The sequence below is a fragment of the Vreelandella populi genome (assembly GCF_003989825.1).
In the GTDB taxonomy this organism is placed as follows: Bacteria; Pseudomonadota; Gammaproteobacteria; order Pseudomonadales; family Halomonadaceae; genus Vreelandella; species Vreelandella populi.
Genome location: NZ_RZHE01000002.1, coordinates 166,184 through 179,797, shown reverse-complemented (window position 1 = coordinate 179,797; position 13,614 = coordinate 166,184). Strand labels below are relative to the sequence as shown.

12 protein-coding genes are annotated in these 13,614 nt (G+C 54.5%); 9 read left to right on the top strand and 3 right to left on the bottom strand.

What is annotated here, in order from left to right; genetic code table 11:
* Nucleotides 1-22: 22 nt before the first annotated feature.
* A complete protein-coding gene (locus ELY25_RS00725; protein ID WP_126949392.1) occupies nucleotides 23-1,540 on the bottom strand; it encodes an amidase in 1,518 nt (505 codons plus the stop codon).
* A gap of 182 nt (nucleotides 1,541-1,722) precedes the next feature.
* On the opposite strand from ELY25_RS00725, the gene ELY25_RS00720 reads away from it, so the two are divergent.
* The 5 genes from ELY25_RS00720 (at nucleotide 1,723) to kduD (ending at nucleotide 6,265) form a co-directional block, all read left to right on the top strand.
* A complete protein-coding gene (locus tag ELY25_RS00720) occupies nucleotides 1,723-2,745 on the top strand; it encodes a LacI family DNA-binding transcriptional regulator (RefSeq protein ID WP_126949391.1) in 1,023 nt (340 codons plus the stop codon).
* Nucleotides 2,746-2,767: 22 nt separating this feature from the next.
* Nucleotides 2,768-3,736, top strand: a complete 969-nt coding sequence (locus ELY25_RS00710) for a sugar kinase (RefSeq protein ID WP_126949390.1) — start codon at nucleotides 2,768-2,770, stop codon at nucleotides 3,734-3,736.
* 50 nt (nucleotides 3,737-3,786) lie between these two features.
* Entirely contained in the window at nucleotides 3,787-4,764 is a 978-nt protein-coding gene (locus tag ELY25_RS00705) for a 2-hydroxyacid dehydrogenase (RefSeq protein ID WP_126949389.1), read from the top strand.
* Nucleotides 4,757-5,446 carry an HAD family hydrolase gene (locus tag ELY25_RS00700; RefSeq protein ID WP_126949388.1) on the top strand — a complete coding sequence of 230 codons (690 nt, stop codon included), beginning with the start codon at nucleotides 4,757-4,759 and terminating at the stop codon, nucleotides 5,444-5,446. Before ELY25_RS00705 ends, ELY25_RS00700 begins: the two co-directional genes overlap by 8 nt.
* A 66-nt stretch (nucleotides 5,447-5,512) precedes the next feature.
* Nucleotides 5,513-6,265: a 2-dehydro-3-deoxy-D-gluconate 5-dehydrogenase KduD gene (kduD, locus tag ELY25_RS00695; protein WP_126949387.1), complete on the top strand. Its 753-nt coding sequence runs from the start codon at nucleotides 5,513-5,515 to the stop codon at nucleotides 6,263-6,265.
* Here the strand turns inward: kduD and ELY25_RS00690 are convergent.
* A complete protein-coding gene (locus ELY25_RS00690) occupies nucleotides 6,262-7,470 on the bottom strand; it encodes an amino acid deaminase (RefSeq protein ID WP_126949386.1) in 1,209 nt (402 codons plus the stop codon). The two genes, kduD and ELY25_RS00690, sit on opposite strands and share 4 nt — an antisense overlap.
* 122 nt (nucleotides 7,471-7,592) lie before the next feature.
* On the opposite strand from ELY25_RS00690, the gene ELY25_RS00685 reads away from it, so the two are divergent.
* From ELY25_RS00685 to ELY25_RS00670, 4 genes are all read left to right on the top strand, one after another.
* Entirely contained in the window at nucleotides 7,593-8,456 is an 864-nt protein-coding gene (locus ELY25_RS00685; RefSeq protein ID WP_126949385.1) for a MurR/RpiR family transcriptional regulator, read from the top strand.
* Between the two features lies 1 nt (nucleotide 8,457).
* On the top strand, nucleotides 8,458-9,945 hold the full coding sequence (locus tag ELY25_RS00680; RefSeq protein ID WP_126949384.1) for an N-acyl-D-amino-acid deacylase family protein: 1,488 nt from the start codon (nucleotides 8,458-8,460) through the stop codon (nucleotides 9,943-9,945).
* Nucleotides 9,942-10,334 carry a RidA family protein gene (locus tag ELY25_RS00675; protein WP_126949383.1) on the top strand — a complete coding sequence of 131 codons (393 nt, stop codon included), beginning with the start codon at nucleotides 9,942-9,944 and terminating at the stop codon, nucleotides 10,332-10,334. The genes ELY25_RS00680 and ELY25_RS00675 overlap by 4 nt, the downstream gene beginning before the upstream one ends.
* 142 nt (nucleotides 10,335-10,476) lie before the next feature.
* On the top strand, nucleotides 10,477-11,976 hold the full coding sequence (locus tag ELY25_RS00670) for a sodium:solute symporter family protein (RefSeq protein WP_126949382.1): 1,500 nt from the start codon (nucleotides 10,477-10,479) through the stop codon (nucleotides 11,974-11,976).
* A gap of 215 nt (nucleotides 11,977-12,191) precedes the next feature.
* Here ELY25_RS00670 and ELY25_RS00665 read toward each other — a convergent pair whose 3' ends face one another.
* Entirely contained in the window at nucleotides 12,192-13,538 is a 1,347-nt protein-coding gene (locus tag ELY25_RS00665) for a lactonase family protein (RefSeq protein ID WP_185859146.1), read from the bottom strand.
* Between the last annotated feature and the right edge of the window lie 76 nt (nucleotides 13,539-13,614).

Here is a 13,614-nt window from a genome sequence, read left to right as displayed (position 1 = left end):
CGGCGTATCAAAGCCGCGTAGTTTACCCTGCCTGAGGACGGAACGCTTGCAGCGGTAATTGATGCTGCCAGACATCTTGCTGCTCTAAGGCAGCGGCCAACTGTAAGAGCTGTTTATCCTCACCAAACCGCCCCACTACTTGCACGCCCACCGGCAGCCCGTTGGCGGCCACATGCAAAGGTACTGACATGGCGGGCTGGCCCGTCAGGTTGGCCAATTGCGTAAACGGTGTGCGGCTAAGAGCATCCACCGCCAGGCGCTTTAATAAGCCTACCTTTAGCGCCAGCGATGATACCCCCGGAATCGCCAGAACAGACATTAACCGTTCACGCGCCGCTGACGGGTAGAGCTCACCAATTTTAGGGGCGGTATCTGCGGTTACCGGCATCACCAGCGCGTCAAAGCGTTGATGAAAACGACTCATCTGTTCAGCCGCCACGTGCCAATAGCGTTTGGCTAACTCGTAATCCTGTGCCAATAGCTTGCTTCCCAACCGGCCGATGGCACGTGTAGAGGGCTCGATCGCCAAGCGTCGAACCGGCACCCCGGTTTGCTGGCTAATCCAGCGAAGATCTGCCGCCAAATGACCAAGGTAAAGCGTCAGGTAGCTATCTGCCAGGGCTTCACCATCCACTGGAGGATCGCACCACTCCACCTCATGGCCCATTTCCGTTAGCGCGGCGGCCGCTTTATCAACTGCTGCTTTGACCTCGGGGTTTAACCGCGTACCCAGGTTATGGCTCAAGGGATCACCCAGCGATACGGCAATACGTAGCCGCTTAGGCGGGGATGCCAGTGCCGCCACGTAACCCGTTTCACGGGGCACCGGGTAAGGACCAGAAAGCGCCATGCCGTTCACCTGCTCCAATAGCGCCGCACTATCGCGTACGCTGCGGGTCACTGCATGCTCAATAACCGCGCCCTGCCATACTTCACTATGGTCAGGCGCGAGCGGCACCCGGCCACGGGTGGGCTTAAACCCAAATAGTCCGCAATAGCTGGCAGGGATACGGATCGAGCCTCCACCATCCCCCGCTAGCGCTAAAGGCACCATACCGCTGGCCACGGCAACTACCGCACCGCCGCTTGAACCGCCGGGTGAATACCCTGCCTGCCAGGGGTTAACCGGGTGCGGAAAGGCTTTAGGCTCGGTTATTCCCATTAACCCCAGCTCCGGCGTCGCTGTCTGCCCAACAATTACCAGGCCAGCGGCTCTTGAGCGCTGGATAAGCAAGGCATCCTCTTTCGGGCACCACTGGGATAACGCGGCACACCCGAAAGCCAATGGCTCACCGGCCAGGCCCATCAGCAGGTCTTTACTCAAGGTAGGCACCCCACCAAAGAGCGCGTCATCGGCGACACCCCTGCTCTCTTGCCGGGCTTTCTCAAAACGCGTTCTGACGACTGCATGCAGGACAGGGTTCAGCGTTTCAATGGCATTGAAGGCGGCTTCCAAAACGTCCGCGCGGCCCACCTCACGGCGGCGGATCAGTGTTGCCAAGCCGGTAGCGTCGTACTGCTGATACTCATGTAGCTGCATTGCACTCGCCTATTATGCTTTTCCCCCTAGCCTAGCAGATGGCGCTTACTTAACTTTCCTTAATTCTGTGTTTTTGCTTCCCCTTTCCTGAGCCTTAAGGCGTATTGCCTTTACGCCTAAAACTTACTATGTTGAAAACCGATTGGGAACGTTCCCATTTTATTATTTAATGGATAGTCACCATGTCCGCTGCCTCTTCGCGCGCCACACTTATTGAAGTCGCTAAACTGGCAGGTACTTCTAAAACCAGCGTATCGCGCTTTTTTGGCCCGGAGCGCGAACGGCTAACCCCCAGCCTTCAAACGCGCATTGCCAACGCCGCCACTGCTCTGGGCTACCAGCCCAATTTGATGGCTCGCGGCCTCAAAGGGGGTGGCTCGCGACTGCTGGGAGTACTGGTGGCCGATATCCGCAATCCGTTCTCAGTCGCTGTTGTTCATGGCATAGAGCAAGCGGCTCGGACCCACGGTTATTCATTAATCGTCTGCAATACCGATAACGACCCTGAACAAGAACAGCAGCACTTGCGTCTACTGAAGTCTTATCAGATAGAGGGCCTGATTATTAATGCTGCCGGGCAGCCTGAAGCGCAGCTGCAGGCGCTAAAGCATAGCGGCGTCCCCCTGGTGCTGCTTGACCGCGAGGTTCGCCAACTTGACGTTGATGTGATTGGGCTCGATAACGCATTGGCCATTGATATGGCATTGGATCATTTAGTGCGACAGGGATATCGCTCCATTCTCTATGCCAGTGAGCCACCTGCTTATGCCAGTACCCGCCAGGAACGTCTACAGCGCTTTAACCAGCAAGCAGAACGTTTAGGGATCAAAAGTCAGACGCTGATATTGAGCAGTTCAGCGCCTGACTTTGAAACGTTAACCGCCTTTGTCGAGCACCCTGGATCATCTCCAGGTGCTGTTTTATGCGCTAACGGTAACGTCACGCTCGCTATGACACGCAGTTTTCAACAGCTGGATATCACCTTGGGTCAAACAGGTTTAATGGGAATTGACGAGCTTGATTGGTGTGAGCTGATAACGCCGGGCATCACCACCCTCGCCCAGCCTACCGATGATATCGGCCATGCTGCAGTCAGTTGCCTGCTCAACCAGCTTAACGGCTCAGCGCAGGCATCGCCCGTGCGCTACCGCCATGCGCCGCGTTTACAGATCCGCGGTAGTACAACGCTTGTGCCCAACTTTTAACACTTAAAAAGAGAATAGCCCGATGGCAAATGCAACATCCTCCTCCCCCCGGATACTCACCTTTGGCGAAGCCATGGCTATGATGGTGGCCGATTTACCGGGCGACTTGGCTGACGTAGACCGCTTTCATCGCCGCTTGGCAGGCGCTGACAATAATGTTGCCATTGGTCTTTCGCGCTTGGGTTTTCACGTTGGCTGGTTGAGTCGGGTCGGTACCGACAGCCAGGGCCGCTTTATTCAACAGGCCTTAAAAGCCGAAGGTGTCGATGATCGGTATATTCACCTTGATGCGCACCACCCCACTGGGCTGATGTTCAAGGAGCGTGCCGAAGGCGGTGCCGACCCTCGGGTTGAGTACTTCAGACGCGGCAGTGCCGCCAGCCACTTAAGCGTTGAAGACGCCGCTTCCATCGACTTTCAATCGCTCACTCATCTGCATGCTACCGGCATTACCCCCGCGCTTTCTGAAAGCGCCCTGGAATTAACCCGCCACTTGATGCAGCAGGCACGCGAAAGCGGCGCCAGCATTTCCTTCGACCCCAACTTGCGCCCTTCACTTTGGCCCAGCGAAGCTGTCATGCGTGATACCTTAAATAAGTTGGCAAGTCTTGCTGACTGGGTACTGCCGGGACTTTCTGAAGGACGGCTTTTGACCGGCTGCGATACACCCGAAGCGATTGCCGATTTTTACCTCGCTCGGGGCGCCAAGGCAGTTATCATCAAGCTGGGGCCAGAAGGAAGCTATTACCGCGGCACCCTTGGCGGCACGCTGGAAAGCTTTCTGGCTCCCGGCCAGCCGGTCGCTGAAGTCGTTGATACGGTCGGCGCGGGGGATGGCTTTGCGGTCGGTGTAATCAGCGCTTTACTGGATGGCCGTACGCCGCTACAAGCCCTTAATCGCGGTAATCTGGTAGGCGCTCAGGCCATTCAGGTCGTTGGCGATATGGAAGGTTTGCCAACACGGGATAAGCTTCAACAGATTGAACAGTAGAATCAGTTAATGTTTCATTTAATAAAAATATCAACACAACAGGAGACAAAATGAAAAAGAATATTATGGTAATGGGTCGACTCAGCGCCTCTCAGCAGGAAGAGTTAGCACAATACTTTACGTTACTTGAGCATTCAGGCTCACTGGATCTGACCCAGCCGGGTGTGGCTGAGGTACTTTCCAAAGCGCATGGCATTATCGGCTCCGGGCTGCCTGTCACCCCCGAGTTGCTGGACGCAGCGCCCGCGCTTGAAGTTATTTCGACCGTTTCTGTGGGTTACGATAGCATCCCCGTGGATGAGCTGACCAAGCGCGGCATCATGCTGTGCAACACCCCAGATGTGCTCACCGAAACAACGGCTGACATTGGCTTTGCGCTGATCATGGCGGCTGGCCGACGCATGATCGAGCTTGCGGAAGTGGTCAAACAAGGCAAATGGACGTCCAGTATCGGTCCTGATTTATTCGCCAACGATGTACACGGCAAAACGCTCGGCATGGTCGGATTTGGCCGTATCGGTGCGGCGATTGCCCGACGCGGCGCGCTGGGCTTTGGCATGCCGATTCTCTACTCCAACGCTTCACCGAAGCCGGAGCTTGAAAAAGAGCTGGGCGCAAAGCGCTGCGAACTAGAAACGCTCTTGGCAGAATCCGATTATGTGTGTATTACCGTCCCCCTCACCCAAGAGACGGAAAAGCTGATTGGCAAGCATGAATTCTCGTTGATGAAGCCCTCAGCGGTTTTCGTCAATATTGCGCGTGGCAAAGTGGTTGATGAGGCAGCCCTGATCGAAGCCTTGGAAAACGACACAATTCGAGCGGCTGGCCTTGACGTATTCGAGCAGGAACCTCTTCCCGCCTCATCACCGCTTCCCCATATGCATAACGTGGTCGCGTTACCGCATATTGCCTCGGCCACCCATGAAACCCGCCAGGCAATGGCCCAACGCGCCGTGGATAATATTCGTTTAGCGCTCCAGGGTGAGCGTCCGATCAACGTCGTTAACGAAACGGTGCTTAATGAATAATCCGCTCGCGGCACCTGCACCGCTTTGCCTGCTGTTTGATTGCGATGGCACGCTCGTTGACAGCGAAATTCTACTCGCCGAGGTGCTTGGGGAAGTCCTGCCTGAGTTCGGTTTGCCGTTTTCAGCCCGGCAATATATGGAAGAATTCCGCGGTATTCGCTTTTACACCATCGTCCAAATGCTTGAAGAGCGTTTTGGCGTATTGGTAGAAGATCAATTTCCGACGTTGGAAGCCCAAATGCGCGCCCGTATGGAGACGCGCATGCGCGCTGAGCTTGAGCCGATAGCGGGTATCCCTGAGGCACTGGCAGCCTTAAGTGCCTACCCCAAGGCGGTGGTATCCAACGGGCCAGAGCGCAAGATTCGCTGCGCGCTGGAAAGCACGCGCCTAACGCCGCACTTTGGAGAACAAATCTTTAGCGCTTACACGCTGAATGTATGGAAACCCGACCCCGCGCTCTATCTTCAGGCAGCCTCGGCAATGGGCTATGCCCCCGAGCAATGTATCGTGATCGACGATGCGGCGGTGGGCGTAGAAGCAGGCTTGGCGGCGGGCATGCATGTTATCCATATCAACCACTTCCCCAAAGAGGAAACCACACCCGAAGGCGCGATTGGTATACAGCATGCTCATGAGCTACCTGACGTGATTGCCCGCCTTGATATAAAAACCACTAGTTAGCACAACACGTAAGGCGCTGATACAACCACCTTGTTGATATGCATAGCAGTTGAAGGGAGTGACACGATGAAACTATTTTCGCTGCACGGTCAAGTCGCCATGGTAACCGGCTGCAATAAAGGATTAGGGCAAGGTATTGCCCTGGCCCTAGCCCAAGCAGGTGCTGACATTGTCGGCGTTAGCCGCCGCCCTGCCGATGACACGCAACATCAGGTCGAAGCCTTGGGACAGCGCTTTTACGCGGTTGAGGCGGAGCTTGGCCATCACGCGCCAAGCGAGATCGTAAGCCAGGCCATCACACAAGCGGGCAAGCTGGATATCCTGATCAACAATGCTGGCATTATCCGCCGGGCACCGGCCATTGAGTTTTCTGAAGAAGACTGGGACTCGGTGCTGGACGTTAACTTAAAGGCCACGTTCTTCCTGGCTCAACACGTCGCCAAGCATCTTATTGAGCGCAAGGTACCCGGCAAAATTGTCAATATCGCCTCACTACTCTCATTCCAAGGCGGCATTCGCGTCCCCTCCTACACCGCTAGCAAAAGCGGGCTTCTAGGCCTCACTCGCCTGCTGGCCAACGAGTGGGCCGCCCACAATATCAACGTGAATGCGATCGCCCCTGGATACATGGCAACCGATAACACCCAAGCGCTGCGCGACGACCCCCAACGCCATGACGAAATACTCGGCCGTATTCCGGCTGGCCGCTGGGGAACGCCTGACGACTTGGCGGGCGCAGTCATCTTTTTGTGCTCTGACGCAGCCCGCTACGTTCATGGCCACACACTAGCGGTGGATGGCGGTTGGCTTGCACGCTAAAAGTAGGTAGCCAAGTGCTCTTTAACGTTTAAGTCATTATCGACTAACAGTAGTTGGCGCCATTTATCGAACGTTAAACAGGGGTGAGAGGCACCAAACGCAACAATATCACCAACTTCTACATCCAGAGCTTCTTTAGGAAGTCGCACGAAAGTGTGCTGATCCATAATTTTCGTCACTTCCCAACCATCCACCGACAACAGCTGTTCAGGGGTACCGGTTTCCCTGTAACGACGCAAGGCAATAGGTAACTGATCATGGCCAATATCGCGCTTGCCTAACGCAATGATGGCAAGCCCAGGCTCGGGGAGCGACTGTACCTGTGCAAAAACTTCCAGAGCAGGCTCAAGCCCGTCCGGTAAATCAGGCCGACGGGCAAGCACGGCGGATTGCGCATCACGATACAGTCCATGGTCGTGAACTACGTAACACCCTGGGCGTAATACGGCTGTAAACCGACCTTGAAGCGGCGCTCCCTCAAAGGCTTCTGCAATCAAGTCATACCAGGCAGAACCCGATGCTGTGACTATGGGCTCAGGTTCTGAAAAGCGCTTTGCTGCCTCAAGCTCTACCGCCACATCCACTAGATATTTAGCGTAAGCACGAATACCAGCTTCTGGATCAGCGCCGTGCACGACGCCTTCATAGCCTTCCAACCCCGCCAATGACAGCGCGGGTTCTTCAGCAATAGTCCCGGCCAGAGAGAGTATCTGTTGCTGGGTACGGCAGCCGCACCTTCCACCCGGAACACCTACCTCAATCAAAACCGGTAAGATCAGGCCTCGCTTGGCAAAAAAGCGCCCAAGCTGGCGTACGTTTTCCTGACTGTCCACAACACAGTAAAACGTCGCCCCCTGTTCTATCAGGCTAGCGATAATGGCCATATTCGCCTGTCCCACCAACTGGTTAGCCATCAATAACCGAGTAATACCATGAGCAAAGGCTGCGCGGCACTGAGGTGCCGTCGCCAAGGTAATCCCCCATGCACCCGCCTGAATCTGACGATGAAAAAGCGCTGGCGTCATAGTGGTTTTACCATGAGGCGCCAAGCGGGCGCCGTGGGCTTCTGCAAAACGCTGCATCCACACCAAGTTATGTTCAAGCGGACCTTCATGCACCACGGCTGCAGGCAGACTGACGCCCCCCAGCAGGCTGGGGCCTAGTTCCACGCTGCCTTTATCTACTGCTAACGCCATTGATTGCATGTACCCATCTCCTGGAGTTTTAAGCGCATTTAACCACATCAATGTTAGTTATTTTCACAAATATTGACTTTAAGATAGAAACTAACATATTTTTTAAACAAGGCAACCATCAGGAGCTCACGGTGAGCCAAGAAATAGACATTTTGTCTCGAATAACCACTGACTTTAATACGCTTCGCGACGCTGAACGAAAAGTTGCGGAGCTTATTTTTGCTGACATTGATTTTGTCACCGAATCCAGTATCAGTGATATCGCTCAGCGCGCCGGGGTAAGTGATGCCAGCGTGACTCGCTTTGCACGCGCTATCGGCTGTACAAACGTACGCGATTTAAAAACCCGCCTGACGAAAGCCCTAGGAGCGGGACGCCGGTTTATTCAGGAAGCCACGCCCGAAGATGGCTCCAGCGTGGTTTACGACATTGCGACCCAGACGTTGGCGCTCAACCGCGACTTACTCGCCCAGGCGGATGTGGCTGGTGCCGTTGAGCAGCTTGATAATGCGCGCCAAATACTTGTGTTTGGCGCGGGTGGCGGCTCAAGCATTCTTTCCCAGGAATTTCAGTTTCGCCTAGTGCGTCTTGGCTATGCGGTCTGCGCCTACCCCCAGGCGCTCTTGCCCCGCATGGTGGCGTCAACGCTTGAGCCAGATGACGTGGTGGTCGTGTTATCAGTAACCGGCTACACCCCTGAAATGGTGGAGTCGGCGCAGATTGCCAAGCAGTACGGCGCTAAGGTCATCGCTATCACCGCCATGAATTCGCCGCTCGCCACCACCTCCGACATTGTGCTGCCAATTACCTCGCGCGAAACCGACTTCATTTACCACCCTTCGGCTTCACGCTACGCCATGCTCGCGGTTATCGATGTGCTGGCACTTGAGCTTGCCATGCGACATCGCGAGCGCTCACGCACTAAATTGCGCCGACTCAAACTGAGCCTGGATGACCATCGCGGTGGTGATAACCGCCAGCCATTAGGAGACTAAGATGGTTTACGACGTATTAATTCGTAATGCCAACGTGCTGGATGGCTCTGGCATGCCGCATTTTCGTGCGGATGTCGCTATTCAAGGTGAGCGCATTTGCGCTATTGGCACGATGCCTTATGCAACGGCCACCACCGTTATCGATGCTCAAGAGCGTTATTTGGCTCCAGGCTTTATTGATGTTCATACCCACGATGATACCAATGTCATTCGTACGCCCGAAATGCTGCCAAAGCTAACCCAGGGCGTCACCACGGTAGTGGTGGGTAACTGTGGTATCAGTGCAAGCCCTGTAACACTTGCCGACAACGTCCCGGATCCAATGAACTTACTGGGTAACATCGAAGATTTTCGTTACTCAAGCTTCGCGGATTATGCCAATGCGGTAGACGCCGCCAAGCCGAGCATTAATGTCGCGGCCTTAGTTGGGCACACCAGCTTACGCAGCCAGGTAATGGACAGCTTTGCCCGCCCGGCCAGCGTAGATGAAATCTCCGCCATGGAGGTCCTGCTACGCCAGGCACTGGATGAAGGCGCTCTGGGGCTTAGCTCGGGGCTTGCGTATCGCAACGCGATACATGCGCCAACCACTGAAATGGCGCCATTGGTGGCGGCGGTTGGAAAATCGGGGGGCGTATATACCACTCACCTGCGCAATGAGTTTGCAGGACTACTGGAGGCCATGGATGAAGCATTCACAACCGCTCGGGATGGCCAGGTTCCTTTAGTAATTTCGCATCTGAAATGCGCAGGCGCAGGCAACTGGGGAGGCGCAGGTCAGGCACTGAGTAAACTTGAGGTGGCCGCCCAACATCAACATGCCCACTGCGACTGCTACCCCTATACGGCAGGATCCTCGACCCTAGACCTTGGCCAGGTAACGGATGAGATCGAGATCACGATTACCTGGTCAGAGCCTCATCCAGAACAGGCGCGTCGCCCACTAAAAGACATCGCAGCCGACTGGCATATGTCGCTTCTAGACGCTGCCAAGCAGCTACAGCCTGCCGGGGCGGTTTACCACAACATGAGCGAAGCGGATATGCAGCAAGTGTTGGCACATCCGCTCTCCATGGTGGGCTCAGACGGCTTGCCCAATGATCCGCATCCACACCCGCGGCTGTGGGGCGCCTTTCCACGGGTTCTGGCCCACTACAGCCGTGATTTAAACCTAATGCCCCTTACAGAAGCGGTGCGCAAAATGACCAGCCTTTCAGCAGCCAATTTTGGTTTGACGGATCGCGGCGTCATACGTGTCGGCGCCTATGCAGATCTCACCCTTTTTGATCTCAAGGTGCTGGAAGATACAGCTAGTTACGAGGCCCCTATCGCGGCAGCTAAAGGCATCGATATGGTCATAGTGAATGGCAAGCTTGCCTATTACCAGGGCGCTATTACCGACCAGCGTTCAGGGCGAATGTTACGCCGCACTGAGCGTATTGCTCAAAACTCCCCTCTCTCTCAACCCAAGCAGGAGAAAACATCATGAGTATTACTCGATATGGCACAGAAGGCGGCGTAGGCACCGGTGGTCAGAAACTACCTTTTGCTCGCGCCGTAGAGGCAGGTGGCTGGCTGTATGTCTCTGGTCAGACACCGATGACTGACGGTGAGGTTGTTGAAGGCGGCATCGTCGAGCAAACCCGCCTGGCGTTCGACAACTGTTTAGCCATCATGCACGAGGCTGGCTACGGCGTTGAAGATGTTGTCCACGTAACGACTGTGCTAACGGACGCGCGTTATTTCACCTCTTTCAACAAGGTATTTAAGGAGATATTTGGCGACAACCCACCGGCACGTATCTGCAGCGTTCAAGACTTGGTGGTGGATTGCAAGGTCGAGGTTGACGTGAAGTGCTTCCGCGCTGATCGCGTTTAGCATCACAAAAAAAAGCGCCGTACCCCGGCAAGGGTACGGCGCCAGATTACCGCCTGATCAAGAAAAAAGCCCAGCGGTAATCGCCTGCATTGCTTAACTACAGCCGCGGCAACGGCTGAATAAACAACGATAAGAGGTTAGCATGAACAGTCATATATTCCTTTCAGCCTTTATCATCTATATCGCCGTTATGATCTTGTTTGGTTGGTATATATCCCGTCATAAACGGGGCAATGGCGATGATTTTCTATTGGGCGGCCGTAGTGTTCCGCTCTTCTTAACGGTTGGAACCACTGTCGCCACGATGGTGGGTACCGGCTCCAGTATGGGTGCCGTGGGTTTTGGCTATGCCAATGGCTGGGCAGGCGCGCTATACGGTATTGGTGGCGCTATTGGGGTTCTTCTGCTTGCCGTCTGCTTTGCGCCGATACGCAAGTTTCGCTTTATGACCATGAGTGAGGAACTGGCCTATTACGTTGGCGCTAATCGGCTGGTTCGCAATATCGTCGCGTTACTTATCTATATTGCCTGCATCGGTTGGTTGGGCGCCCATATTCTCGGTGGTGGCCTATACCTCTCCTGGATGGCAGGCATTGACTTGACGACGGCACGTATTCTGGTTGCTTTAGGCTTTGGCATTTACTGCGTCATCGGCGGTTACTTTGCGGTTATCTGGACCGACACCATTCAAGCGGTCGTGCTTTTCGCAGGGTTTATCTTGATGGCCGTGCTGGCGCTAGTGGAAGTTGGCGGCTTCTCTGGGCTAACAACAGGCATGGAGACAGGTGCTACGAGCTTTCTAGGCATTGACCAAATCGGTGCACTGCCTGCGCTTTCGCTTGCCGCCGTGATTGCGATTGGTGTGCTTGCAACGCCTTCTTTCCGTCAGCGTATTTACTCAGGCGAATCAGTTGGGTCGGTGCGCCGTTCGTTTTTGATCACCGGCGTTCTTTATATGGGTTTCTCAATCATTCCCGCAATCATCGGAATGGCAACGCATGCTTTTAATCCTGGGCTCGAAAATAGCAACTACGCCTTTCCTTTCCTGGCCACTGAAATCATGCCGCTAGGGTTGGGGCTACTACTATTGGTAGCGGGCCTTTCCGCCACTATGTCGAGCGCCAGCTCCGATGCGATCGCCGGTGTCTCTACGCTCATTCGTGATTTGTATGTGCTGGCGACGGGGCGTACACCCTCGGCCCGTAATGTAGTGCGCTTCTCACGTATTGCCTTAGTGGTAACCATTGGTTTGGCGCTGCTTTTCGCACTTGCCTCGGACAATGTGATTACTTACATCACTCGCATGATCTCAACTATCCTGTCGGGACTATTCGTAAGCGCCATGTTGGGTCGTTTCTGGCCACGCTATAATTGGCAAGGCGCCATCGCCACGCTGATTTGCGCGTCAGTAACGTCTTTAATGATTATCGCGAATAGCGATTGGACAGCCTTTTGGGGCAACCCGAGCATCCCCGCTGTGCTAATAGCGTTAGTAGCGGGAGTGGTTGTTAGCCTAATGACACCCGCTTCCCGCGTCACCTCTGCTCAAGCGCTAGCGATTCTTGATCAAGAGCGCCAGCGTATGGAACAAGTGCCCGAACCGACTCTTGCGAACACTGAAGCACCCACTACACTTCGCTAATCGCTAGCCATTAGTGTGCAAAAAGCCCCGCTGATTTAACTAATCAGCGGGGCTCTTCTATTGTGACGAGTAATACATGTAAGAGTAATGGGTTATCTAGCAGTTAACTCCCCCCACCGCCAGCTCTACACCGAGCAATTCGGTCAGGCCGCGCATACACCCATAAAACGGGTAATTAAATCACTTCCCTCCCGGGCGTTCCGTATTGAGCAATCTCAACTTCGTGCAAAGGAGCCGAACGCGAAGTCGACAGGAACTGGACTATCGATAATATGGATGGGGCCTTCGAGTTGACCGTCATCCGACTTGATACGAAACACCACGATGGTGTCCGAGTTCTGATTGCCTACGTAAAGGAAAGTGCCCGAAGGCTCGATGTTCATGCCTCGCGGAATCTGCCCTTGGCTCTGGACCCACCCTGCTGAGGTCAACTTCCCGGATTCGGGATCAACCTTGAACATGGCGATGCTATCCATCCCGCGATTGGTAGCGTAGACCCAACGCCCGCTCGGGTGAATCCTAATTGCCGCCGTCGTATTCGTTCCCGTCGGTACTTCACCTGGATTATTGGGGTTGAATGAAGGGCGGGTGAAAGTGGTATCTTGCGGTAAAGTCGATATCGATTGGAGCCATATAAATGCCCCCCGCAGTGGCTCGAAATCGAATACATCAATGGTGGAAGAAAGCTCGTTGATTACGTAGGCTCGATTATCGTCAGGATGAAATACCAAGTGGCGACAGCCACTGCCGGACGGCACGTGGGCATGGGGAACAGGCCCCGGCACTAGTTTGCCAGTAGCTAGTTCGAGCTCCCAAGCAAGAATCGAATCTCCTCCCAAGTCTATACCGAAAACATGCTGAGCGCCGGGGTTGGACAGCATCATGTGAGCGTGTGGGCCTTCCTGACGAACAGGGTCAGGCCCGCTTCCATTGCCTGACGCCTGAAACTGATCGCTCATGGGTTCAATTTCACCATCATCGCTAAGCGGGAATACAGAAAAAGTACCCGTGCCGTAATTAGCCGCAAATAGATAACGTCCGGAGGGGTGAACGGCACAGTAGCAAGGCCAAGTACCTTGAGTCGAGCGTGTATTGATCAGCGATAGCCGTCCACTCCGCTCATCAATTTCATAAGCGCTGATACGTCCTAGCGGTGCCCCTTCGTCGTCCTCGCCACGCTCGTTGACACAGTAGATATATCGTTTTGATGGCGCCATTGCCAAGTAAGACGGATTGTCGGCCTTTACCGTTTGGACGGGGCTCAGATTGCCGGTTTCAAGATTCATCTTGTAGACATAGATGCCTTCGGCCTGACTTGGAATAACGCCACCGGGCGCCGTATTTGGTGACGAATAAGTGCCGACATATAAATACTGCTCATTGGCGGGCGAATCCGTCGAGTCCGTCGAGTCCGAGTTCTGTGCGAAGGCGCCATGTGCCGTTGCTACCCAGGCTGCGCCGACACCGATGGCTTGCAAGAACGAGCGCCTAGAGAGGCTGGAGTTGTGCTCTGGGATACTCGAGCTTTGTTTTTGTTGTTGCAGATCTTTTTTTATTTTCATTTTGATGACTCCATTGAATAGTAACCAAACGCTATCTTGGCTAGCCGCACACTTTATTAGAGAAATCAGTTTCGCC